This is a genomic window from Rheinheimera pleomorphica (assembly GCF_011634895.1).
Lineage (GTDB): Bacteria > Pseudomonadota > Gammaproteobacteria > Enterobacterales > Alteromonadaceae > Alishewanella > Alishewanella pleomorphica.
Genome location: NZ_SIRR01000002.1, coordinates 1 through 24,147 on the forward strand (window position 1 = coordinate 1; position 24,147 = coordinate 24,147).

Annotated in this window: 25 protein-coding genes; 11 read left to right on the top strand and 14 right to left on the bottom strand. The window is 53.0% G+C overall.

Annotated features, from left to right (window positions below; genetic code table 11):
* Positions 1–159 precede the first annotated feature (159 nt).
* The 5 genes from EYB30_RS01020 to EYB30_RS01040 all read right to left on the bottom strand — a co-directional run bounded on the left by EYB30_RS01020 (position 160) and on the right by EYB30_RS01040 (position 7,043).
* Entirely contained in the window at positions 160–972 is an 813-nt protein-coding gene (locus EYB30_RS01020) for a hypothetical protein (protein ID WP_166836105.1), read from the bottom strand.
* A gap of 78 nt (positions 973–1,050) precedes the next feature.
* Entirely contained in the window at positions 1,051–3,144 is a 2,094-nt protein-coding gene (locus EYB30_RS01025; protein WP_166836107.1) for a tRNA(Met) cytidine acetyltransferase TmcA, read from the bottom strand.
* Positions 3,145–5,316: a DNA helicase II gene (gene uvrD, locus EYB30_RS01030; protein WP_166836109.1), complete on the bottom strand. Its 2,172-nt coding sequence runs from the start codon at positions 5,314–5,316 to the stop codon at positions 3,145–3,147. It lies immediately after the preceding gene.
* A 102-nt stretch (positions 5,317–5,418) separates the two neighbouring features.
* Positions 5,419–6,123 carry an HAD-IA family hydrolase gene (locus EYB30_RS01035; protein ID WP_166836111.1) on the bottom strand — a complete coding sequence of 235 codons (705 nt, stop codon included), beginning with the start codon at positions 6,121–6,123 and terminating at the stop codon, positions 5,419–5,421.
* 5 nt (positions 6,124–6,128) lie between these two features.
* Positions 6,129–7,043, bottom strand: a complete 915-nt coding sequence (locus EYB30_RS01040) for a LysR family transcriptional regulator (RefSeq protein WP_166836113.1) — start codon at positions 7,041–7,043, stop codon at positions 6,129–6,131.
* A 158-nt stretch (positions 7,044–7,201) separates the two neighbouring features.
* Here EYB30_RS01040 and EYB30_RS01045 point away from each other — a divergent pair, with 158 nt between their 5' ends.
* Complete coding sequence (locus tag EYB30_RS01045; protein ID WP_166836115.1) at positions 7,202–7,648, top strand: DoxX family protein; 447 nt, start codon at positions 7,202–7,204, stop codon at positions 7,646–7,648.
* Between the two features lie 39 nt (positions 7,649–7,687).
* On the opposite strand, the gene xerC is transcribed toward EYB30_RS01045, so the two are convergent.
* The 5 genes from xerC to lptM are packed head-to-tail and all read right to left on the bottom strand — an operon-like array spanning position 7,688 to position 11,534.
* Complete coding sequence (xerC, locus tag EYB30_RS01050) at positions 7,688–8,620, bottom strand: tyrosine recombinase XerC (protein WP_166836117.1); 933 nt, start codon at positions 8,618–8,620, stop codon at positions 7,688–7,690.
* Positions 8,607–9,263, bottom strand: coding sequence for a DUF484 family protein (locus EYB30_RS01055; protein ID WP_166836119.1), 657 nt, complete (start codon positions 9,261–9,263; stop codon positions 8,607–8,609). The genes xerC and EYB30_RS01055 overlap by 14 nt, the downstream gene beginning before the upstream one ends.
* Complete coding sequence (gene dapF / locus EYB30_RS01060) at positions 9,260–10,090, bottom strand: diaminopimelate epimerase (protein ID WP_166836121.1); 831 nt, start codon at positions 10,088–10,090, stop codon at positions 9,260–9,262. The genes EYB30_RS01055 and dapF overlap by 4 nt, the downstream gene beginning before the upstream one ends.
* A 12-nt stretch (positions 10,091–10,102) precedes the next feature.
* The gene (gene lysA / locus EYB30_RS01065) at positions 10,103–11,359 is read right to left on the bottom strand and encodes a diaminopimelate decarboxylase (protein ID WP_166836123.1); all 1,257 of its coding nucleotides are present in this window, start codon (positions 11,357–11,359) and stop codon (positions 10,103–10,105) included.
* Complete coding sequence (lptM, locus tag EYB30_RS01070; RefSeq protein ID WP_166836125.1) at positions 11,346–11,534, bottom strand: LPS translocon maturation chaperone LptM; 189 nt, start codon at positions 11,532–11,534, stop codon at positions 11,346–11,348. The genes lysA and lptM overlap by 14 nt, the downstream gene beginning before the upstream one ends.
* Before the next feature lie 71 nt (positions 11,535–11,605).
* On the opposite strand from lptM, the gene cyaY reads away from it, so the two are divergent.
* The 9 genes from cyaY (at position 11,606) to EYB30_RS01115 (ending at position 19,618) form a co-directional block, all read left to right on the top strand.
* Positions 11,606–11,923, top strand: coding sequence for an iron donor protein CyaY (gene cyaY / locus EYB30_RS01075; RefSeq protein ID WP_166836127.1), 318 nt, complete (start codon positions 11,606–11,608; stop codon positions 11,921–11,923).
* 23 nt (positions 11,924–11,946) lie between these two features.
* Entirely contained in the window at positions 11,947–12,627 is a 681-nt protein-coding gene (locus EYB30_RS01080; RefSeq protein WP_166836129.1) for an alpha/beta hydrolase, read from the top strand.
* Between the two features lies 1 nt (position 12,628).
* Positions 12,629–13,558, top strand: coding sequence for a hydroxymethylbilane synthase (hemC, locus tag EYB30_RS01085; protein ID WP_166836131.1), 930 nt, complete (start codon positions 12,629–12,631; stop codon positions 13,556–13,558).
* Entirely contained in the window at positions 13,555–14,313 is a 759-nt protein-coding gene (locus EYB30_RS01090) for a uroporphyrinogen-III synthase (protein ID WP_166836133.1), read from the top strand. The genes hemC and EYB30_RS01090 overlap by 4 nt, the downstream gene beginning before the upstream one ends.
* Positions 14,313–15,443: a uroporphyrinogen-III C-methyltransferase gene (locus tag EYB30_RS01095; protein ID WP_166836135.1), complete on the top strand. Its 1,131-nt coding sequence runs from the start codon at positions 14,313–14,315 to the stop codon at positions 15,441–15,443. The genes EYB30_RS01090 and EYB30_RS01095 overlap by 1 nt, the downstream gene beginning before the upstream one ends.
* A complete protein-coding gene (locus tag EYB30_RS01100) occupies positions 15,440–16,522 on the top strand; it encodes a heme biosynthesis HemY N-terminal domain-containing protein (protein WP_166836137.1) in 1,083 nt (360 codons plus the stop codon). Before EYB30_RS01095 ends, EYB30_RS01100 begins: the two co-directional genes overlap by 4 nt.
* A 13-nt stretch (positions 16,523–16,535) precedes the next feature.
* Positions 16,536–17,045 (top strand): DNA-deoxyinosine glycosylase, encoded by a 510-nt coding sequence (locus tag EYB30_RS01105; protein WP_166836139.1) that lies wholly within the window; start codon positions 16,536–16,538, stop codon positions 17,043–17,045.
* A 340-nt stretch (positions 17,046–17,385) separates the two neighbouring features.
* Positions 17,386–18,786 (top strand): pre-peptidase C-terminal domain-containing protein, encoded by a 1,401-nt coding sequence (locus EYB30_RS01110; protein WP_166836141.1) that lies wholly within the window; start codon positions 17,386–17,388, stop codon positions 18,784–18,786.
* A 103-nt stretch (positions 18,787–18,889) separates the two neighbouring features.
* Positions 18,890–19,618 carry a hypothetical protein gene (locus EYB30_RS01115; RefSeq protein ID WP_166836143.1) on the top strand — a complete coding sequence of 243 codons (729 nt, stop codon included), beginning with the start codon at positions 18,890–18,892 and terminating at the stop codon, positions 19,616–19,618.
* Here the strand turns inward: EYB30_RS01115 and EYB30_RS01120 are convergent, their stop codons facing one another.
* On the bottom strand, positions 19,619–20,029 hold the full coding sequence (locus EYB30_RS01120; RefSeq protein ID WP_166836145.1) for an acyl-CoA thioesterase: 411 nt from the start codon (positions 20,027–20,029) through the stop codon (positions 19,619–19,621). It lies immediately after the preceding gene.
* A gap of 162 nt (positions 20,030–20,191) precedes the next feature.
* Between EYB30_RS01120 and EYB30_RS01125 the strand changes: the two genes are divergently transcribed.
* Entirely contained in the window at positions 20,192–21,508 is a 1,317-nt protein-coding gene (locus tag EYB30_RS01125) for a TonB family protein (protein WP_166836147.1), read from the top strand.
* Between the two features lie 52 nt (positions 21,509–21,560).
* Here EYB30_RS01125 and fre read toward each other — a convergent pair whose 3' ends face one another.
* From fre to ubiD, 3 genes are read right to left on the bottom strand one after another with little or no spacing between them, the layout of a single operon-like run.
* Positions 21,561–22,268 carry an NAD(P)H-flavin reductase gene (fre, locus tag EYB30_RS01130; protein WP_166836149.1) on the bottom strand — a complete coding sequence of 236 codons (708 nt, stop codon included), beginning with the start codon at positions 22,266–22,268 and terminating at the stop codon, positions 21,561–21,563.
* A 26-nt stretch (positions 22,269–22,294) separates the two neighbouring features.
* Complete coding sequence (locus EYB30_RS01135) at positions 22,295–22,573, bottom strand: 2Fe-2S iron-sulfur cluster-binding protein (protein WP_166836151.1); 279 nt, start codon at positions 22,571–22,573, stop codon at positions 22,295–22,297.
* Positions 22,573–24,060 carry a 4-hydroxy-3-polyprenylbenzoate decarboxylase gene (ubiD, locus tag EYB30_RS01140; protein ID WP_166836153.1) on the bottom strand — a complete coding sequence of 496 codons (1,488 nt, stop codon included), beginning with the start codon at positions 24,058–24,060 and terminating at the stop codon, positions 22,573–22,575. Before ubiD ends, EYB30_RS01135 begins: the two co-directional genes overlap by 1 nt.
* Between the last annotated feature and the right edge of the window lie 87 nt (positions 24,061–24,147).

Consider the following 24,147-nt stretch of genomic DNA (forward strand, 5'->3'; position numbering starts at 1 on the left):
GCGAGAGTAGTTCACCGCCAGGCTCCTCATTCAAGCAAAAGGCCTACCCTAAACGGTAGGCCTTTTTGCGTTGACGCGCCCCGCGGCGAAACATCGCCCGATTTATGTAAATAGCCGGCAACAAAAAACCCGCATTAAGCGGGCTGTTTGCTAAGGCTATTACTTATTGCGATGTAAATTGCCGTAGGTGTCATAGCGCCATTCGGCGTCTTTTAATACCGCCAGATAGGGTTGCGCTTGGTTTGCTGCTATAGCCTTAATAAAATGGCCGTTCTTATCAAGAAATACCAGCCATTGCTTCTCCGTTTTAGTCATGTCAGCGTCGCTGACAAATACATGCATACCGAGATAAGCGGCTACATTGCCGCGCCAGCCATGCTGCACTTTAAAGATATAGCTGCTGCTGTAGTCGGGGTGTAAATGATTAGCCTGTTGTACAGCGTTAAGTTGCTGTTTTTCTATAATATTAACCAAAGCAATAGCATGGCTGCGGGCGATAAGTTGCGATACTGCATTTTGCGCCTGGGCACTACGCTGCGCCGACGACGTTGCTTTACTGGTTAATGGGCGCTCCAGTGGCATGGCAATATCCAAAGAAAACAGTGCCACTTCATAGTTATCCAGTAATCGCTGCAGGGCCTGGCTATCGTCACAACTTTTAAGCGTTACGATACTGCGTTTAACAGTCTGGCTTAACTTTTTGTCTGCTTTAAGCAGTAAATCCAGATCTTGTGTATGCACTTTCTGTTGCAGCATTGCCAGCATTCTTGGTTGTTCTTTATCTGTAACTACAAGACTGACTTCACCTTCTTTGGGTTGTTCTTTACATTGTAAATAAAAGCGGTTTAGTTCGGCCGAGTGCAATGCACTGCTAATTGCTGCTTGCAAGGTGCGTTTTTCTGAGCCTGAGAAGCTACTGGCTAGTGCCGGTGCTGCAGATAGCGCACTGAGAAGGGGTAAAAGAATTAACATATAAACACGATCCGGAAAATGTTGGCGGCACCTTAGCCTGAGTACCTTAAAAAAGAAAGTGAATACTGGTTTGAACAGTTAAAGCCCGTTTGCACTGAGCTGGGCTGCAATCCATTCGAGACAGCTTTTCTTACTGTGCTGGCCAGTGTGTTGCAGTATGTCCGGCCAACTGCGCCGCTGCCATAACAGCGCACAAAGTGTTTGTTGAAGCGTTGGCGGCAGCCGGCGGTAATGTAAGTTAAACCAGCTTAACAGCAGATGACTGACTAGCTCGAACGGTCTTTTGCCTCGGCTGAACAACTGCAGCTGTTTCAGCTCGGTATCACTGAGTGTGATTAGCTGTGTGGGGCAGGCCAGTGCTACGGCCAGCTCAGCACTTAGTTGCGGATACAGCAGCGCTAAGTTGTTGTATAAGGCCGCGCTGAATTGCTGCTGCAGCTGGTGGGCTATCGCGGCCGAAGCCGTCACGGCGTGCAGCATCAATATCGAATATTCGGCGCTGGCTTTATCGCTACTGCTACCCAGGCGTACTGCGACATAACCGGCTTGCTGCCAAAATTGCAATAAGGGGCCAGTTACGCCAAAGCTGGTGCCCAAATAACGGATACCGGCTTGCTGCGCCGCCTGTTTAATATGACTGAGCAATTGGTTGCCCAGTTGCTGGCGTTGTAACGCTGGCTGCACGCTAATGCGCATTACCCGCCACAAGGCTAACGTGGCCAGTTCTGGCAGGGCTAAGTGAAAAGCCAGGCTTTGTGCCAGCAAGTGGCCCTGTACCCGGCGCTCGCCATGGTAAATCTGTGTCGCCAACTCCGGGTCAATCTGGCCTTCAGTACTGATCAGGGCACAGGCCAGTATCTGTTCATTCTGCTGCAGCACCGCGACTTGTAACTTAGGGTTATCCAGCATGGCGGCCAAATCTTTAACCTGAGTCTGATAATGCGCCAGGCTAAGCAGGCTGAAAACCTGCTGTAGTTTTGCCGGATCCGTTAGCCAGTGCTGGCTGTGATAGATGGCAAAGCTGACCTTGTCCTGGTGTGCAAGGTTAATGTCAGCGCTTTGGTGTCGTAATAAAAAACAGTTAAAACTGAGCTGCTCCAGCGGATCTGCAACTTGATAACGGATTGGCTGCAGTAAATGCAGCTTTTTCCAGCCAGGGCATTGGCTATTGAGATACTGCTGAAAGCGCAACTGAAAACCACGTCCTGTGCCTTCATAGCCGTGTTCAGTAGTGGCAAACACTATACGGCTAAACTTGTGCAGCAGTTGCTGCAATACCGGTGTTGGTATAGCGGCCGCTTCATCTACCAGCAGTAAGTCAGCACTGAGGTCGTGTTGTAACAGTTGATCAAAAGGCTCGAACTGTAAATAGCTATGTCGCTGAGCATCGGTGAGCTGTTGAAAATGCTGGATAGCCGTTTGTGCTGCCTGCGGCGACGGGGCTGTCAGGATAATCTGCTTACCTGTTTGTGCCAACTGTGCAGCCGCTATCCCCAAAGCAGCCGATTTACCACGGCCGCGGTCAGCGGTGAGGACTAAAGGACGACGCCGGTGGCCGCTAACCACATGCAAAATGGCGTCGACAGCAGAGGCTTGCTCTGCGCTAATACAAGGTGGCACAGCGTTACTCTGGTTTGGCCCGCCAACAGCGTCTGCCGCACTGGGCCAGCAAAGGTGTTGCTGTACTGTGTTGTTATTCACTATCACAACATTTTGCTGCTGTAACTGGTTTAGCCAAAAGCCGATAAAGTGCCCCTGATGGCTATTGGCATCTAAAGGATAAGGTAGCAAATTTTTATGCGCCGGATTGGCATGTTGTGGCCACTGTGCAAACGGTGGACACAGCAGCAACCAGATACCACCGGCTTTAACACAGCCTGCTGAAGCCGCCACCAGATCGGCATTAAAGCCGCTGCAGGCATTGATCACCAAAATATCGCATTCACTGCCCAGTAACTGGTAGTTTTGCCTGCCCGTTAAGTTAATGGCGTCGGCAGGCGCCTCAGCACCAAGCCAATACAGCTTGTTATAATCAATAGTGCTCAGCAGCACTGCTGTCTGTGACAGCAGCGTTTTTGCGCTACCCTGCCAAACAACCGGCAAACGGATGCGTAGTTGCGCCGCCTGCTGCTGCCATTGCCGTAGCTGACCCAGCAACGCAGTGAATGGCATTTAGCCCACCGCCTGCAAGCGGGCATAAGCCGTGACCAGCCACTTGCTGCCCAAATCGTCAAAATTGACCTGAATACGCGATTGGCTGCCGGTACCTTCATAATTAAGCACGGTGCCTTCGCCAAACTTGTCGTGCAAAACACGCTGGCCCAGCTTAAAGCCGGTATTTTCAAAGGCGACATGCGAGGCGGCACTGCCAAAGCGGTTAAATTGGGTGGGCCGGCTAACCTGAGTCGTCAGGCGAATTTCTTCTAAATATTCAGCCGGGATTTCGCGGATGAAGCGCGACGGTTTGTGGTATTGCTCCTGCCCATATAGACGGCGGCTTTCGGCATGGGTTAAGTACAGCTTTTTCATCGCACGCGTCATACCGACATAACACAGCCGGCGCTCCTCTTCCAAGCGTGTTGGGTCATCGCCACTTTGCTGGCTGGGGAACATGCCTTCTTCCAATCCGCAAATAAACACCAGTGGAAACTCCAGGCCCTTGGCGCTGTGTAGCGTCATCAATTGCACCGCATCTGAGTGTTCTTCGGCCTGATATTCTCCGGCTTCCAGTGCGGCTTGGGATAAAAACGCCGCCAGCGGTGTCATATCTTCGGCGCGGCGCTCATCAAAGTTCTGGCAGGCAGTGATTAGCTCGTTTAAGTTTTCCAGCCGGGTTTGCGCTTTTTCGCCTTTTTCTGCCTGATACATAGCATATAAGCCAGATTGCTTAATAACGTGCTCGGCTTGTTCAGGCAGCGGTAAGTCTGTCACCTGGCTACTCAGTTGCTCAATCAGCTGCATAAAGTTATCAATGGCCGAGGCGGCCCGGCCGGCCAGCTGCTTTTGTGCCAGCATCTGCTGCAGGCTTTGCCACAGCGTTTGCTGCTGAGCACGGGCATATTCGCGCACTTTATTCAGCGTAGTATCGCCAATACCGCGCACCGGGGTGTTAATAATGCGCTCCAGCGCGGCGTCATCCTGGCGGTTGTGCAGTAAACGCAAATACGCCAGCGCATCTTTAATTTCCTGGCGTTCATAGAAGCGTAAGCCGCCATAGATACGGTAGTGCAGGCCTTCCTGAATTAGGGCTTCTTCTAATACCCGTGACTGGGCGTTATTGCGGTATAAAATCGCCGCTTCGCTTAAACGATCGCCCTGTTTATGCCAGTCACGGATACGGCCGACAATAAAGCGTGCTTCGTCCAGCTCGTTAAAGGCGGTGTATAAGGAGATCACTTCCCCCTGAGCGCCGTCGGTCCACAAGTCTTTACCCAAGCGATCGGTGTTATTGGCAATAACGGCATTGGCGGCTTTTAGAATGGTCTCGGTAGAGCGATAGTTTTGTTCCAGCCGCACGGTTGCAACGTCGGGGAAGTCTTTTAAGAAGGTTTGGATATTCTCTACCCGGGCACCGCGCCAGCCGTAAATCGACTGGTCATCATCACCGACGATCATCACTTTGGCGCTGCTGCCAGCCAGTAAACGCAACCATTGGTACTGAATGGCATTGGTATCCTGAAACTCGTCTACCAGGATATGGCGAAAACGCTGCTGATAATGGCCGCGCACCTCGCTGTTTTGTTTTAACAACTCAAAGCTGCGCAGTAGGATCTCGGCAAAATCGACTAAACCGGCGCGATCGCACATGTCCTGATAAGCGGCATAAATTTTTACCATCTGCTGCAGGCTGAAATCACCGGCGGCGTCGATCATGCCCGGGCGCAGGCCATCATCTTTGCGGGCATTAATAAACCACTGGATCTGCTTTGGCGGCCAGTGCTTTTCATCCAGGTTCAATGCTTTTAGCACCCGTTTCACCAGCCGGTACTGATCGTCGCTATCGATAATCTGAAAACCCTGCGGTAAGCCGGCTTCCTGATAGTGGGCGCGTAGCATACGGTGTGACAAACCATGGAAGGTACCCATCCATAAGTTATTCAGGCTAACACCGATGGTGCTCTCAATCCGGCCGCGCATTTCTTGCGAGGCTTTATTGGTAAAGGTTACCGCCAGCAGGCTGTAAGGCGCTACCCGTTCCACCTGCATTAACCAGGCTAAGCGATGCACCAGCACGCGGGTTTTACCGCTACCGGCTCCGGCCAGCACCAGCATATGTTGTGGTGGTGCCGCCACCGCATCGCGTTGTTTATCGTTTAGCCCGTCCAGCAGGTAAGACACATCCATCAGCAAGCCTCATTAAGCATAATGGCCGCCATTATAGCAGCCCAGCGTGCAGCGCCAAGTAAAGCTGTCGGGTTTTAGTGGATAAATAACCAGTGCCTGATGTTAGTGCGGCAATAATGCCGTTAATTGCTGCACATCCGTCAGACGGACATGCGGCAGCACGCTAACCGTACTTTGATGGTGGTCTAGCCAGGCCGCCTGGCAGCCGGCATTCAGTGCGCCCATCACATCGGCGCGGTGGCTGTCGCCAATATGCAGTATGTGCGCCGGTGCAACATTAAGGCGCTTGGCCGCCGCAATAAACAGATCGGCATAAGGCTTCATCCGGCCATCCGGCCCGGCCTGCAGGCTAAACTGAAACAGCTCAGCAATACCCATTTTCGTAATACAGGCGTTGCCATTGGTGATAGCAATTAATTGAAAATGCTGTGACAGCACCTCAAGTAACTGTTTTATTTCAGGTTTTATGGTGATACGGGTACGCTGCTGCAAAAACGCAGCGTAAGCCAGCTTGGCAATGCCGGCGGCATTAGCCTGAGTTAAGCCCAGTGCAACTAAGCCCGCTTCGATACCCAATAAGCGCCAACGGCCAACATCGTGGCGGATCTCGGGTGTCGTTTTAGCTAACAGTAACCGCTGCTGCCACCAGAAATCATTGCTGACTGAGCTGGTCAACTGGGCATGCTGTGCCAGTGCATCCAGCATCGCCTGCTCGGCCGCCGCAATCACCGGTTTGTTGTCGTATAAAGTGTCGTCTAAATCAAAAGACAACACCTGCACTGGCTGTAAGGCTTTAAATAACTGCATAGGGCCTACCCGTTGGTTGGTTGAAATATCTGTTGCCAGTTCAGGCTAGCCAGCTGCTGGCTAAACCAGTTTAACGCCTGGCCGTTACTTTGTTTATGCCATGCCAGATATAGCGGGATCTTATCTCTGGGAATACTGCAGGCTTTGGCAACCAGTTCACCGCGGGCCAGCTCATTGCCCACCAGATGACGTGGCAAAAAGCCGATACCCAGGCCCTGCTTTTGCGCGTCTATTTTTGCCCGCATATTACTGACAATAACACGCTGGCGGCTATCAAATAGACCGGATGAGCGCTTGGGCGCATCCAGCGCAGAATCTGCTACTACTATGGCGGCATAGTGCTGTACATCCTCGGTGCTGACGACTCTGTCCAGCGCTGCCAGCTGATGATGCGGCGCCACGGCAAACACAAACTCGGCCTCGCCCAGTGGCAACATATTAAACTGGCCTTTGGGTAAATCGCCGGATACACCCACAGCAATATCGGCCCGGCCGGTTTGCAGCGCTTCCCAGCCGCCGGCCATCACCTCTTCGGTCATTTTTATCTGGGTAATTTTACCCAGCTGTAAAAAGCGGCCAATAATATCCAGTAGCGGCGCATTGGGCACTATGCTGTCCTTGGCGATGGTCAGTTCGGTTTCCCAGCCGGTATCCAGCTGTTTAACTGCATTTTGTAGCTGATTCGCAGCGTGCAGCAGCTCACGGCCTTGCTGCAGCAGTAATTGCCCGGCGGGAGTTAATTGCGCCCGTTGCTTACTGCGATCAAACAAGGCAACGCCTAAATCAGACTCCAGCTTGGCGATGGTATAACTGAGGGCCGATGGCACCTTGTACAAGGCTTCAGCTGCAGCGGCAAAGCTGCCTTTACGGTCTATCGCGTCCAGTGCTCTTAAGGCATCTAAACTCAGGGCGTTATGCATGGCGGCCTCAGTGTTGCTTAAATTCAAATATTTTGAATATTGTAGTCAAAACATTGCGTTTTTACAGCATCAATTAACCCGCTATAGTTACTTCATCGACACAAGCTTGCTGTCGAGTGGCAGTAAACTTAACTTTAAACAATTTGACAGGTGATGATATGGCTACTTCAATGGTTCAGAAAATTTTAAGCTCAAATGCCGGTTGGGGTGCGTTGGCGCTGCGGGTACCGGTCGGCATTATCTTTGCCGCCCATGGCGCACAAAAACTGTTTGGCTGGTTTGGTGGCTACGGCCTGGAAGGCACCGGCGGCTGGATGGACAGTATAGGGTTATCTCCGGGTATCGTGATGGCGTTTTTAGCCGGCGCGGCAGAGTTTTTCGGCGGCATCGCCCTGGTGCTGGGGTTATTAACCCGCCCGGCGGCATTGGCACTGAGCATTGCCATGGTAGTGGCGATAGTGGCAGTACATTTGCCCAACGGCCTGTTTATGAGCAACAACGGTTACGAATTCGGTTTAGCCCTGTTAGCGGCCAGCGTATCGCTGCTGTTTAGCGGCGCAGGCAAAGCCTCAGTAGATAACTTATTAGGCAAACGTTTTAACTAAGGCTAAGCAACAGACAAGCCGCCCGGTTTTGCCGGGCGGTTATTTTTTCTTTGCTCTGGGATGGGCGCTATCGTATACCTTGGCCAGGTGGGCGAAGTCCAGGTGGGTATACACCTGAGTGGTGCTGAGGTTGGCGTGGCCCAGCAGTTCCTGCACCGCGCGTAAGTCCTGGCTGGACTCCAGCATATGGCTGGCAAACGAGTGGCGTAGCATATGTGGGTGCAGTTTTTGGTTTAAACCTTGTTGTTTCGCCCACAACTGCACGCGTTCGCGCACATGGCGGCTACTAATACGCTTGTGCTGTTTGCTGATAAACAGCGCATCGGTATCCTCTTCTGCTAACTTGGCGCTAAAAGCCGGCCGCTGTGCCAGCCAGTCGCGCAGGGCATTAAGTGCTACGCTGCCCACCGGCACAATGCGCTGCTTACTACCTTTACCGGTAACCCGCAACAGCTGTTGCGACCAGTCGATATCACTGATATTGGCATTCACCAGCTCTTCTAAACGCAAGCCGGACGAGTAGAATAGCTCCAGCATGGCTTTATCGCGACAGGCCAGAATGTCATCCTGGCTGTCAAAACTAAGCAAATGGTTAAGCTGGTCAACATCAAGATTTTTTGGCAGGCTGCGCGCGGCTTTGGGCACCGACAAGTACAATGCCGGGTTGTCGCTGCGCTGGCCTTGCGCCTGCAAGTAGCGATAAAAGCTGCGCAGCGCGGCCACTTTTAAGGCAATAGTACGCGGCTTGGCGCCGCTGCGACGCATGGCAATAATATGCTGCTTAAGCTGGGCTTCGCTTAGGTTCAGCCAGTGTCTGGCCGGGTCGCTGATGCTTAGCGCCAACTGCTGTAGCTGGCGCTGATAGCTATCGAGGGTTTTGCTGCTGTAGCCACGTTCAAACTGCAAATAGTGTAAAAATGCCTGCAGCGGCTGCTGCCACTGCGTTGGCAAAGCGCTATCAGGCAACGTCATAACCGGGTAACAGCTGGGCTAAAATAGTGGCCAGATGGCTGATAAACAGCTTATCCATCGACGGCTGGAAGTGGTCATCCAGCTCGCTGCCAAACGCCAGCAGTGCCAGTGGCTGCTCAGGGCTGCTGATCAAAATCAGCGCGACGGAATGAATATGCGGACCAAACAGTGCTTGCTGTTCCTCTTTGTTTAACCGGCCCAAATAGACACCCTGCTGGTTTAAACGGCGAGATAATAGCAACTGAAACGGCTGATTGGCCTGCTCGCTGTTAAACCGCACCAGGCGGCATTCACTAACTTGCGGCATGGCCGCGGTAAATTGTTGCAGGCTGGCCTCAGCCTGTTGCAGGCTATCGGCCTGATACAGGCGGGCTTGCAACTGGTTAAAGGCCAGAAAAATCTGCTCATTGTGGCGGGCAACGGACATTAAACGGGTAATGTCATCTTCCAGCGCCTGAATTTTCTCGCGTTGTAGCTCCAGCTGGCGTTCTACCAGTGACACACTGCCGCGCTGCTGATGCGGTAAACGCAGGCTGGCCAGCAACTGTGGATGCTGTTGAAAAAACGCCGGGTGGTCCTGCAGATAGTCGCATACTACCTGAGCCGCCAGCAGGTCGTTATCCTTGGTCAGGCTATCATTCATAGCTGTATTTGTCCGTCATAAACATGTTCTGCCGGGCCGGTCATTTTTAATGGTTGGCCTGGCCCATTCCAGCGAATATGCAGGCTGCCGCCGGGTAAGTCTACCCGAACCTGCTGTTGTAATTTTTTTTGTAACTGGCCTACGACGACTGCGGCACAGGCGCCGGTACCGCAAGCCTGGGTTTCGCCAGCACCGCGCTCCCATACCCTTAGCTTAATATGGCCCGGGTTCAGCACCTGCATAAAGCCAATATTCGCCCGTTCAGGAAAGCGTTCGTGCAGTTCAAATAGCGGGCCCTGGGTCTGCACCGGTGCACTGACAATATCGTCCACTTCTACCACCGCATGGGGGTTACCCATCGACACCACGCCACAGAGGATAGTGTGGTCATCAGCGCGCAAAATATAGGTAATTTCCTGCTTCTGGGCTTTAAACGGCACCCGCGCCGGGTCCAGCTGTGGCACACCCATATTGACCGTGACCTGGCCGTCTGCCTCTACGTACAGCGTAATTTTGCCTGATTTGGTACTAACGCCAATTTTATGCTTGTTGGTTAAGCCGCGGGCGCGGACAAATTTGGCAAAACAACGGGCACCATTGCCACATTGTTCTACTTCTGAACCGTCGGCGTTGAAAATACGATAATGAAAATCCAGCTCAGGGTCATAGGGCGGCTCTACCATTAACAGTTGATCAAAGCCGATGCCGGTATAGCGGTTGGCCAGCGCTTTGATCTGCTCTTTGGTTAAGAACACATTCTGGCTAACGGCGTCGACCAGCATAAAGTCGTTGCCCAGGCCATGCATTTTAGAAAAATGTAACAACATCAGCGCCCTTACTTAGTCGGTGACAACCTGTTCGCCACGCCATAAATCCTGCCATTGCTCGCGCTGGCGGATTAAATGCATTTTATCGCCATCCACCAATACTTCGGCAGCGCGGGGGCGGCTGTTATAGTTCGAGCTCATGGTAAAACCATAGGCGCCGGCCGAGCGCACGGCCAATAAATCACCTTGTGCTATCGACAGCTCGCGGTCTTTACCGAGAAAGTCACCGGTTTCGCATACCGGGCCGACAATGTCATACAGCGCTGCCGCTTTAGCCTGACTTTGCACTACCGGTACAATCGCCTGCCAGGCACTGTATAGCGCCGGGCGGATTAAATCGTTCATCGCGGCATCGACAATAGCGAAGTTTTTCTCCTGACCGGGTTTTAAAAACTCTACCTTGGTTAGCAGCACACCGGCATTGGCCATAATGGCGCGGCCCGGCTCCATAATCAGTTCCAACTGCGGGTAAGCTTTTAAGCGCTCTACCACTTTGCTGATGTAATCAAACGGCGACGGCGGCGTCTCGGTGTCGTAGGTCACGCCCAAGCCACCACCAATATCGATATGTTTAAGTACAATGCCGTCGCTGGCCAGATCGTCTATCAGTGTCAGCAGTTTTTCCAGCGCCTCTAAAAACGGCTGGGTTTCAGTCAGCTGAGAGCCGATATGACAATCAACCCCGACCACATCAAGATGGCTGTGGCTGGCCGCCTGGCGGTAAATATCGCGCGCCAGCAAAATATCGATACCAAACTTATTCGCTTTTAAACCGGTAGAAATATACGGATGGGTTTTGGCATCGATGTCCGGATTAACCCGTATCGACACCGGTGCTTTAATATTCAGGCTGCTGGCGACCTGTTGTAACCGTTCCAGCTCGGCAATCGACTCGACATTAAAACATTTTATCCCCAGCTGCAGCGCAAAACGCATTTCATCAACCGTTTTGGCTACGCCGGAGAACACCACTTTTTTGGCATCGCCACCGGCTGCAATTACCCGGCGCAACTCACCGCCGGATACAATGTCAAAGCCACTGCCGAGCTTAGCCAGCAGGTTAAGTATGGCCAGATTGCTGTTGGCCTTTACGGCGTAGCATACCAGGCTGTGCGGATGGGCTGCGGCCGCATCGGCAAAGGCATGATAATGGCGCTCAATGGTCGCGCGCGAGTATACATAGCAGGGTGTGCCAAACTCAGTGGCGATATCCGTTAGCGCACATTGCTCGGCAAAAAGACGGTTTTGCTGGTAATTAAAGTGGTCCACGTTGTTCATCCGATAGTTGGGTTGGATTAGCGTTGTTTTGCTCTGGCTGTGCCACTTCGGCTGGCGGTTGTGGTAAGGTAAGAGGGCCTTTTTGACCACAAGCACTTAGCAGGCTGCATAGCAAAACGACAGCAGCGACAGTTAACAGCGGACCTTTGGTTGTAAAAGCGTGCATGATGTTATTTTTTTATGGTGGTTGCGCTCTATAATCGCATCCTTAGCGATAAAAGCAAACAGGTGAAGCAGATGAATGACCTAGAATATGATGAATTGGCCGACAACACTTTGCTGGCGGTGGAGCAGGCAGTAGAAGATGCTGATGCTGATCTGGACTACGAGTCGCACGGTGGCTTGCTTAGCATCAGTTTTGCTGATGGCAGTAAGATCATCATTAATAAGCAGCCACCCTTGCACCAGCTGTGGGTAGCCACCAAATTTAACGGCCACCACTTTGAATGGCATACCGATAAGTGGATAGACAACCGCAGCGGTGCTGAATTTTGGCAGCTGCTAAATGACGCGGCAGCGAAACAAGCCGGCAAAGCATTAAATTTAGCGCCTTAAGCGCACAATCCTGGAACAGTGTAATGGCGTTACTTCCTTTTGTTGATATCAAAGCCCAGGGCGAAACCCGCGCGGCAGTGGTTTGGCTGCATGGGCTGGGCGACTCGGGCCATGGCTTTGCGCCGATAGTGCCCGAGCTGCGTTTAACGGCAGACGCCGGCATCCGATTTTTATTTCCGCATGCGCCAGAGCGGCCGGTTACCGTTAATGGTGGCATGCGCATGCGGGCCTGGTATGACATTAAAACCATGGATTTAACCAACCGCGCCGATGAAGACGGTGTGCGCGAGTCGGCTGGCGCTGTGCAGGCGTTACTGGATAAGCTGATTAGCGATGGCATCAGCAGCGAGCGTATTATTCTGGCGGGCTTTAGCCAGGGCGGCGTGATAGCGCTGCATTTACTGCCGCGCTTGCCATATAAACTGGCTGGCGTGATGGCGCTGTCTACCTATATGTGCGCGCCAGATAAACTAAAAGACGAAAGCAACCACCTGAATAAAACCACGCCGGTGCTAATAGCCCACGGCAGCCAGGACCCGGTAGTCCCTATGGCGGCGGGCCAACAGGCGTATCACGCTTTAAAGAACGCCGGCTTTAACGTCAACTGGCATGATTATCGGATGCCGCACAGCGTTTGTGCGCAGGAAGTGGCCGATATCAGCAGTTTTATTCAGCGGCATTTACTGACTCAGGTGACTCACTAAGATGACAACTGTACGTATTGCAACCCGTAAAAGTGCATTGGCACTGTGGCAGGCCGACTATGTTAAAGCCGAGCTACTGCGGCATCATCCGCAGCTAAAGGTTGAACTGGTGCCGATGTCGACCCAGGGCGATAAAATTCTCGATACGCCACTGGCAAAAATTGGCGGTAAGGGCCTGTTCGTTAAAGAATTAGAGCAGGCGATGCTCGATGGCCGTGCCGATATCGCCGTGCACAGCATGAAAGATGTGCCGGTAGAGTTCCCGGCGGGGTTAATGTTACATACCATCTGCCCGCGCGAAAACCCGCAGGACGCCTTTGTGTCTAACCAGTTCAAAACCTTAGATGAACTGCCGCAAGGCGCCGTAGTGGGCACCTCGAGTTTACGCCGCCAGTGCCAGTTAAAAGCACTGCGGCCAGATTTAACCGTGCGCGACCTGCGGGGCAATGTCAATACCCGCTTAGCTAAGCTGGATAACGGCGAGTTTGCTGCCATTATTCTGGCTGCCGCCGGCCTGATCCGGCTTGGCTTTGAGTCGCGTATCGCCAGCCTGCTGCCGGTTGAGCTGAGTTTGCCGGCCAATGGCCAGGGCGCGGTGGGTATTGAATGTCGTAGCGATGATCTTGCAGTGCAACAACTGCTGGCACCGCTGGAGCATGCCGCTACCCGGGCTTGTGTGCTGGCCGAACGGGCGATGAACCGCAAATTGCAGGGCGGCTGTCAGGTGCCGATTGGTGCTTTTGCCGTGATTGAAGCGGACAGCTTATGGCTGCGCGGGCTGGTGGGTGCGGTTGATGGCAGTGAGATTATCCGTCATCAGTTACGCGGGCCTGTTGCTGAGGCAGAGCAGCTGGGCACTGCTTTAGCTGAGCACCTACTGGCGCAAGGCGCGGGGCGTATTTTACAGGCGGTATATCAGGCTGCGCCATGATAGCGGACAACGGGCAGATCCCGTTTTTAATTACCCGCCCGGCGGGTAAAGCCGATAACTTACTGGCAGCGCTGGACGAAGCCGGGGTTGGCTATCTGTATCAGCCGCTTATTACCACGGCACAGGTGACTATTACCCCTTATGACGTACAGCAACTGCAACAGGCCGATGCCATAGTCTTTGTTAGTGTCAGCGCCGTCAGTTGTTTGCAGCAGCAAATAGAAGGCAACCAGCTTAATGCGCCCTTGTTTGCGGTGGGGCAAACCACAGCGCTGGCGCTTAAGCGCTGGCTGGGGCGCGAGGTGAATGTACCGGATGATCAACGCAGTGAAGGTCTACTACAATTAGCGCAGCTGCAGCAGGTTGCGGGCAAGCAAGTGGTCGTAGTGCGCGGCAATGCCGGGCGTGAACTGATCAAACAGGGCCTGGTCGCCCGAGGTGCCAGTGTGCGTTATGTGCAAAGTTACAAGCGTGTACCACTGCCACTGGATGGTATACAGCTGTGCCAGCAGTGGCAGCTGGCAGGCATTCGTTGTATTGTTGCCACCAGCAATGAAATTCTGCAGTTATTGTTTAGCCTGGTTGGTGCTGATCATCAGCACTGGCTGACACAACGTGACTGGATCCTGGTTAGTCCGCGCATGCGTGACAGCGCTATCGCGCTGGGGATCGCAGCGCAGCGCATTGTCGTGGCTGAGAATGCCAATGACGGTGCTTTACTGGCGGCGGTCCGCCAGCTTCAGAGGGAATATTAATGAGCGATACCTTAGAGCGCGCAACAGAAGGGCGTAATGCAGACGTTGAAGCGCCCTTGCAGCAGTTAAAACAAAAGATAGAAGCTGAGCCAGCCACGCGTAGCGGGGGTGGGTTTACCGCTGGTTTAAGTTTGCTGCTGGTGATTGCCCTGGGCAGTGCGCTAGGTGCCGCGGGTTATTGGTTGTGGCCGCAGTGGCAAGCTTTACAACAGCAAAGCAGCTTGTTGGCGCAAAATCAGCAGCGCCTGAGTGAGCAGAGCCGGCAGTTACAAGACACTAGCCAGCAGATGCAGCACCAACTGCAAGCTGAGCAGCAACAGCGGCTGACACAACTTGAGCAACGTCTTGAACAACAGCAACAACAATTAGTGGCGCAAACGCAAGCGCAGGTACAGGCCGTGCGGCAGTTAGTGCAGCAGCGTGACAGTGCACCGCCACGGCACTGGCTGTTGGCTGAAGTAGAGTATTTAGTAAAACTGGCGGCACAAAAAGTCTGGCTGGAGCAAGATATGGCTACGGCTGTGGCGTTATTGCAAAACGCCGATGATAAACTGGCACTGTTGGATGACGCCTCCTTACTGCCGGTACGTCAGGCGATAGCCGCCGACCAGCAGCAACTGGCCGCAGTTAACATTGCGGATGTCAGCAAAGTGCATGTGCAGCTACAGCAGTTACGCCAACAAGCGCTGCAATTGCCGTTAAAGCTGCAGCCTGCCCAGGTTGAAGCTACAGCGCCAGAGGCCAGCCTGCAAAACTGGCGTGAAACCCTGAGTTATCACTGGCACAGTACCTGGCGTGGCTTACTCAATCCCCGTTCCGCCATGCCGGAAGATTATTTCGACCTCAGTACAGAGCAACAGCTAATGCTACGCATTGCGTTGCAACAGCAGTTGCAGCTGGCGCAATTGGCGGTGATGCAACAGCAACCACAGATCTATCAGAGCGCGCTGCGCCAAAGCGCTGATCAGTTGCAGCGCTATTTTAATGCCGATGACAGCCAGGTACAGCAAATGAGCAGTACCCTGGCGCTCTTAGCCGCTGTTGATGTCACACCGCCACAGGTTAGCGCCCTCACTAGCCCGGCACAGCTGCAACAGTACCTGCAGCAATTGGCAGGAGATAACTTATGATGCGGGTGTTGCTGCTTGTCGCGGTACTGGCAGCGGCCATGTGGTTTGGCCCGGTGCTGGTAAACCATGCCGGTTACGTTAAAGTGATTGTGGCCGGCCGCGTATTTGAAACCACTTTGCTGGGCCTGGCACTGCTGGCACTGGCCTTAACTGCGGCCTTGTGGTTGCTCAGCCTATTGCTGCGTAAGCTCCTGAGGTTGCAGCATATTTCGTTTAATTTTCTGCGCTGGCGCCGGCAGCGTAAAGCGCAGCAGGCATTTGAACTGGGCTTGCAAGCCTATGCCAAACAGCAATGGCTGGCCGCCAGCCAGCATCTGGCTAAAGCCTGCGCCGATGAGTTTATGCACAGCGAAAAGCATTTACTGGCGGCTTATGCAGCCTTTTATGCCGGTAACACTCCGCTGGCCAACAAGCATGTTGCCGCTTTGCCGGATGACAGCAACAGCAGTTACTTTGTTCGTGCCGATTTGCTGTTGCAACAAGGTCAGGCCGCGCAGGCCTGCGTATTGCTGGCAGAGCGGGTCACTGCCGACAGCGAGGATAAAGGGTTAGGCCAGTTATATCTTTTTGCGTTGCAGCAAGCCGGGCAATGGCAGCAATTATTGCAGATGGTACCGCTGGCACTGAAGCAGCAATGGTTTGACAAAGATAAATGGGCGCAGCAGCGCTTTAACATTTATCCGGCGGCTATCAGCCAGTTAAGTCAGCAACAGCGGTTTGATGAAAGCGCAGATTATTGGCAAAATCTGCCGGCTAAAGAGCGTAAGTCGACCGCGGCCAATATTGGCCGGGCCTGGGCTATGGCACAGAGTGGCCAAAGCGAGGCCGCAGAAAAGTTATTGCTTAGTCAGCTGCAACTGACCGAATTACCGCAGCTGCTGCCTTATATCCGGCAGATACCGCTGGGCAGATCAGTACTAAAGCTGCGTAAACAGGCGCAGCACTGGCTGCATGAGCACAGCAGTAACGGCTATCTGTATGCTTTACTGGCCTATCTGGCGCAGCAAGAAGGCGAGAGTGAGCAGGCAGAATTGGCGCTGCACAAAGCGCGGCAATATGAGCCGTCATTGCCTTGGTGAGAGTCGCTAAGCGATGACAACACCGTTAACCGGTCTGGCGGCTGCAGCGCAGCCCAATGCCAGAGTGTTGATCCTGGGCAGTATGCCGGGCGCGGCTTCGCTGGCACAGCAGCAATATTACGCCCATCCGCGTAATGCGTTCTGGCCGCTGATGGCGCAGTTAGCCGGTGTTGCGCTAACTTTACCCTATCCGGACAGGGTCGCGGCACTGAACAACAGTAGCATAGCGCTATGGGACGTGATTGCCAGCTGTCAGCGTAGTGGCAGCCTGGACAGTGCCATTCGTGACGAACAGCCAAACGACTTTAGTGCCTTTTTTGCCGCTCAACCTAAGTTGGTTGCTATCGCTTTTAATGGCGCTAAAGCCTGGCACAGTTTTAAACGTTATGTGGTACCGCAGCAAATTCTCCCAGCTGGCGTCACTTTGCTCACCTTACCGTCTACCAGCCCGGCGCATGCCGCGCTGAGCTTTAATGAAAAATTGGCGCAATGGCAGCAACTTAGTGCATTTTTATCCGATTGAACCGGTTCTCTACATTTCGGGACATGTCGGTTTTTTTTACAGAATACGATCTATTTGCTTGACAGAATTGCGTCTGCAGCCAATATTGATGTGTAATTAAACAGCAACAAGATTCTGTTATGCCAACATTATTATGCAGCGCTGACTACCTTCAGCTGCGGGTCGCCCGGCCTGCAAACCTGCATAATTGTGCCAGCGACTACCACCTGTCCGAGTGGTTTGACGAGTAGAACTCCCCCGCGTTAACCAGCACCCGAATTTTTCGTGCAGCCGTTTGCTGCCTGAAAAACTGCGGCCGTGAGGCCTTTTCCTAAAACATTACAATAAGCAGGAAGTAAAAATGAAAGCACTAAGTCTGTTAGGCGTAGTTGCGCTTTTGCTATGTGGCAATGCGCAGGCCTGTTTGCAACAAGAAAGCGAGAACAATAACAATGAAAGCGCTGCTGACGGCCCGCTATGCAGTGCCACAGCGGTGCAGGCCGCCATTGGCAGCCGCACCGATCAGGACTGGTATTACTTTGATACCACCGCGACTGGTGATATCAGCGTCAGTTTAAGTCATGGTAGCAATGCGGATTTTGACTGGTTTTTATACCGTGCCAGCGGCAGCTATATTGCCTCGGGTCAAAGCAGCAGCAACCCGGAAACCGGCAGCTATGTGGCCTCTCCAGCCGGACCACATTTTGTTAAAGTAACCCGCTACAGCGGCACCGGTAACTATCAGCTAACCGTTAACTTTGCCGGTGCTGGTAGTGGCGGCGGTGGCACTGAACCCGACCCGGATCCAGAGCCAGAAAACTGTAGCTATGGCCCGCGGCCGTCAAAACCCGGCGGCTTAGCCGCCACGTTACTGGGTAGTAGTAATGACGTTTGCGTTAGCTTAACTAGCCCGGCCTTGCTGCTAATGGGCGGTGGTACTGATGTTGATGCCGCTTTTGCCAATCGTATTGCACCACATATTAGCGGCGGCAATATCGTGGTGCTGCGCACTTCAGGTACCGACGCCTATAACGATTACCTGCAAGGCCTGACCAATGCCGCGTCGGTAGAAACACTGATCATCAACACCCGCACTAAAGCCAATAGCGATTATGTTGACTGGGCTATCCGCAGTGCCGAATTTGTGTTTATTGCCGGCGGCGATCAGTCCGACTACCTGAACCAATGGCAGGGCACCAAGGTGCAGGACGCACTGATGCATGTGTATACCAAAGGCGGTGCGGTCGGCGGTACCTCGGCCGGTAACCATGTGCTAGGCCAGTTTATCTATGATCCGGATGGTGTTTTAGGGGCGATAAGCTCGGAAGCGGTAACCGATTTTTGTCATCAAACGGTGAATATCAGCACTGACTTTTTAAACGTACCGCTACTCAGTGGCATTATTACCGATACCCACTTTAAACAGCGTGACCGCATGGGCCGCTCAGCGGTATTTCAGGCCAAACTGGGCAGCAGTAGCCGGGTAGTGGCGGTGTCAGAGGCAACGTCGCTGTTTGTTAGCGCTGATGGTAGCAGCGTGGTCGATGGCAGCCATGAAGTGTATGTACTGCGCGCCGACAGCCAGACCCAATATCAGCAAACCAGCTGTGGCCAACCGGTGATCATCAATAACCTGCTGCGTTATAAACTCCTGCCGGGGCAAAGCTACAACCTGCTGAATAACAGTAGCACTGTAAGCCCAACCCGGTTGAGTATTGACGGTCGCAGCGGTAGCTTCTACAACCCGACTAACCCGTACTGAGGTTAAGCGCTATCGCAGCTAAGTTGCTGCGGTAGCGGAATTTATCGCTGTCCCGTTGGTCTGACACTGTCTATATTGCGGTAAAAACAGGGACAGCCTTTCATTGTCTGATGCGAATAATAACGTCAACGCGGGTTGCAGCAGTTATGCCTGGCCGTTTCTGCTGGCCATGTTGCTGCATGCTGTATTGTTGCTGCCATTGTTGACGGCAACAGCGCCCGCTGGAAACCCGGCACCGGTGCCTGAACCAATAGTGTCCTATTTATATCAACCGCCGCCTGCGGTGTCATCCGACATACCACAACAACCCGCTAACGAAACACCAGCAGAGGCAGACGTGGTTGAGCCAGCGCCGACGGACACCGCCTCAGCCGTTGCAGAACAAAGGCCCGCCAGCCAGCCGCCAATTGATGCAGCGCCAGTGTCGAATATGGCCAGCAAACAACAGGCGCAAGCTGATATTCGCGCAGTAGCAGCGCCGCGCCCGGGTTTGACGCAGCGCGCGCTGAACCAGGCTGCGACAGTAAACCCTGCGGCAGTAGAGCAAGCCGCCGTAGCAAGCTATCAGCAATTATTGCAGGCACAGCAACGGCCAAAAATAACGGTAGAAAAACGCCATCAGCAGTTAAGCACCGATCCGGCGCAGCAAGTGTTTGCGCAGTTGGATAACGGCCTGCAACTTATTCGCACCAAAGGCGGCTGCCGTTTTGCTGATCCGTCTAAAGACGGCTTTGACGCCTTAATGGCCGCCAACGCGGTAGTGCCTTGCGGCGATGAAGAGAATAGCAGCGCCTTGCTGCAACAGGCGCTGGAAAAACATATCAAACGCTAATTATTGCTCTGCGATATGTTGCGCTAAACGGGCTTTTAACTCACCCTCAATTGGCACGGCTTTACCGGTTTTCTGATCCAGGCAGACAAAGGTCACCTGAGCATCAGCCGCCACGGCATCTTTGCCGGCAATGCGTACTTCTTGCGTGACAACCGCACTTTTACCGCCGACTTTGCTAAAGCGGGTAAACACTTCCAGCGTATCGCCCATAGTGGCGGCGACCCGGTAGTTAATATTGATATTAACAATGACCCAGGCCAGACCGTGCTTGGCAAACCACTCAATGTCACCGCTGTCTTCTAAATAGCCCCAGCGCGCTTCTTCCAAAAACTCCAGATAACGGGCGTTATTAACGTGCTGATAAATATCTAAATGGTAACCACGCACTTTAATTAAGGTTTTATGTGTCATCTTGCTGTTCTGTGTTGAATTCAGGTGCACTGATTGTGGCATAGTTTAACTGGCCAAACCAGATAATTGCTGCCGCCAAAAATCAACAATTTTTAAACATAATTTGCAAAAATAGTTGTAACAGGTAAAGTGAAGCCTGCAATAAGCAACGAAGGATGACAGATGAAACAGTGGATTTGGTTGGCATTGCTGGCGTGCAACCTGGTTCAGGCAGATATGCTGGATGCGTTAAAAGCTTATGAACAAGGCAACTATGCAGAAGCTCAGCAGCAGTTTGCAGAATTAGTGCCTCTTGGCAATGAACTGGCCGCTTTTAATTTAGGCGCTATGGCGTATCAGGGCGAAGGGCAGGCGCAAGACCTGAGCAAAGCTATTGCGCACTTTATGCTGGCTGCCGAGCTGCAGCACCCGCAAGCAGAAGATCTTTTGCTCTCGGTCAGCAAGCAGGCTTCAGAACCTGAACTGGCTCAGGCCAGGCAGCTATACCAGCAACTACAGCAGCGCTTAGTCATTACTAAGCCGTCTGAAGCGTTATCCGATGATCTCGACTTACCGCAACCAGTTAAGCGGGTAGCACCGGAGTACCCGAAAAGCGCGGTCAGGAATGGCGTGTTTGGCTATGTAAAAATGCGATTTCTGGTCAACGAACAAGGTGAGGTGACCGCCGTAGACACATTGGATGCCTACCCGGAAAATACCTTTGAAAAAGCCTCGGTCCGGGCAATTAAGCGCTGGCGCTATGAGCCTAGTGATAAAAAACATTTGCTGCAGGTGCGGTTAGATTATTCTATTAACGGTGGCGTGAAGCTGTCTGTGGTTGAGAAAATGGTGAACGAACACAGACTGTGGGATTATGCCGTAGCAGGTGCACCGCACTATCAGTTTGTATTGGGTACCTTGTTATCATTAATTGATGTGCAAAGCTCAAATAGTTTTTGGTATGACCCTGCGCTGCCGCTGGCTGCCACACCTGACTTCACTATTTATAGCAATCGTGCCACGTTGCGGCCAGCGTTTAATGGTTTCTGGGGTAGTGCAGTGGTACGGGTTGCCGCGAATGGCACTATTACCGAGCAAATCAGTGCCACCATCGAAGATAAAACTGAGTTAGCCAGCCTGGTCGGTTTAAAGCTGAAGGGCAAAGTAGAAGCAGATACTTATCGTATTCAACGGGTATCCGTTCACGGTGTGTCTAAACTCATTGCGACGCCGTCGATTCAGACATCACGCGCTATGTCAGGGATGTTCTGGTGGGAGCAGGCGGCAAAAAATGGCAATCCAGATGCGCAGCGTGTCATGGTCGCTTATGATCCACAATGGGAGAACTACTTACTAAGCCAGCATGATGCTGAAGTCATGGCCTGGACCGGTACCCGGATGATACTTGATGGCCAGCATGAACAAGGTATGGCACTGCTGGAGCAGGCGATAGCGAAAAACTATACGCCGGCGAAAGAGATAAAACGGCAGTTTATGTAGCGGCTATCTTTGGCTGAGGTTAGCAAAACGCCCGTTATGGGCATTTTCTATTTTAGATATAAGCAAAGGCATCGGCAAACATATGATCGCGGTGGGCGCCTTGCTCAATAAAGGCGTCGCGCACTACACCGGCCATCGCAAAGGGGCCGGCGACATATATATCGTAGGCTTCCAGCGAGACAAAATCGTCCAGCACGGCCTGGTGTACCATACCGGTTCTGCCCTGCCAGTTGGCATCCGGCTGTTGCACTACCGGAATAAAGCGGTATTTGCTGTGTTGGGCGGCCCATTGCTGCATCACACTGGCGTGATACAGTGCGCTTTGCTCACGCACACCCCAGTAAACAAACACTGGCCGGTCTAACTTAGCGGCGGCAATACTCTGTGCAATGCTGTACACGTAAGAAAAGCCGGTGCCGCCGGCCAGCAGGATCACCGGCCGCTCGCTGTCAGCGCGAAACTGCGCATTACCCAGGCCAATTTCGGCCTGCACCGGCTGCTGTAGCTGATGCTGTTGTAGCAAATGCGCCAGCGCCTGACTGGCATATTGGTCATTTACGCTACCGCCAATATGCAGTTCCAGCTGCCGGGCGCCGGGCAGGCTGGCGATGGAAAACGGCCTCTTGTCGCTCTCGCTTAAGCACAGCTGTAAATACTGGCCACTGCTAAAACTCACAGCTTGCGCTGGCGTTAACAGCACGCGGTTGACCGTCGGGGTTAGCGCTTCTATTAAATCTACGTTGCAGGAAGTTATTGTCATAGTGCTCTCAGCAGTGGCATTCAGGCTTAGCCACGGATAAAAGGGTGGTGTAAGACCAGGTCGGTACAGGGATAGGCCAGACAACAGTAAGTAAACTGCTGTTGCTTATCCAGTTCGGTTAGTGGCTGCGGTGCGTTATAACGCACCTCACCACTTTTAAGTTTGCAAACACAGCTGGTGCAAACGCCCTGGCGGCAGCGGTTAGGAAAATCAATACCGTTACGCAGTGCTGCCTCCAGAATGGTTTCGCCGTCGTGCACAGCAAAACTGAGCTGTGCTGGCGCTAAGGTAACCAGATGCGCCATTAACTGTTGTCCTTAGCCGGCAGCGGTATGCCCAGACTAGGCCAAATACTGTCGATGCGCTGTTTTATCGCCTCGTCCATTACTATCGGCTCGCCCCATTCACGCGAGGTTTCGCCCTGCCATTTATTAGTGGCGTCCAGGCCCATTTTTGAGCCCAAGCCTGAAACCGGTGACGCAAAATCCAGGTAATCTATTGGTGTATTCTCAATTAAGGTGGTGTCGCGCGCCGGGTCCATCCGGGTGGTAATGGCCCAGATCACGTCCTGCCAGTCACGGGCGTTAATGTCGTCATCGCAAACAATAACAAACTTAGTGTACATAAACTGGCGCAGGAAAGACCAGACGCCCATCATCACCCGCTTGGCATGGCCGGGGTACTGCTTTTTCATCGTTACCACTGCTAAGCGGTACGAGCAGCCTTCCGGCGGCAGATAAAAGTCGGTAATTTCCGGAAATTGCTTTTGCAAAATAGGCACAAAAACTTCGTTCAGTGCTACGCCCAGTATTGCTGGTTCATCCGGTGGCCTGCCAGTATAGGTGCTGTGATATATCGGCTCTTTGCGCATGGTAACGTGCGTTACGGTAAACACCGGGAAATTATCCACTTCGTTGTAGTATCCGGTATGGTCGCCGTACGGGCCCTCGGCTGCCATTTCGCCCGGGGCTATGTAGCCTTCCAGTACAATTTCGGCGCTGGCCGGTACCTGTAAGTCATTACTGATGCATTTGACCACTTCGGTGTTATCGCCACGCAGCAGGCCGGCAAAACCATATTCCGACAACGTATCCGGCACCGGGGTTACCGCACCTAAAATCGTCGCCGGATCGGCGCCTAAGGCAACGGACACCGGGTAATTCTGCCCGGGGTTGGCTTTTTGAAACTCTAAAAAGTCCAGCGCACCGCCGCGGTGCGACAACCAGCGCATGATCAGTTTGTTTTTACCCAGTACCTGCTGGCGGTAAATGCCCAAGTTTTGCCGCTCTTTATGTGGGCCCCGGGTGACGGTTAAGCCCCAGGTGATCAGCGGTGCCGCATCGCCCGGCCAGCAGGTCATAATAGGCAGCTGGGTTAAATCCACCTCGTCGCCGCTCAGTACGATGTCCTGACAAGGCGCCTTTTTCACCTGCTTGGCTGACATATTCAGCACCTGCTTAAAAATTGGCAGTTTGCTAAAGGCATCTTTTAAGCCTTTTGGTGGCTCGGGCTCTTTTAAAAACGCCAGCAGCTTGCCCACTTCGCGCAGCGCCGAGACATCTTCCTGGCCCATACCCAGCGCTACCCGCTGCGGCGTGCCAAACAGGTTGGCCAGTACCGGCATGCGGTGGCCTTTGACATTTTCAAACAGCAGTGCCGGGCCACCGGCACGTAGGGTGCGGTCGGCAATTTCGGTTATCTCCAGCACCGGGTTCACTTCGGCCTTTACCCGCACCAGTTCGCCCCGTTGCTCCAGCTGGGCGATAAAATCACGTAGGTCTTTGTATTTCATGCTCGCCATCAGGCCCTTTAAGTCAATGCGGCTATTATACAGCTCTGTGTCGGCCTTACCAGTTTTAGCCTGCTAAGCGGCTGGGGC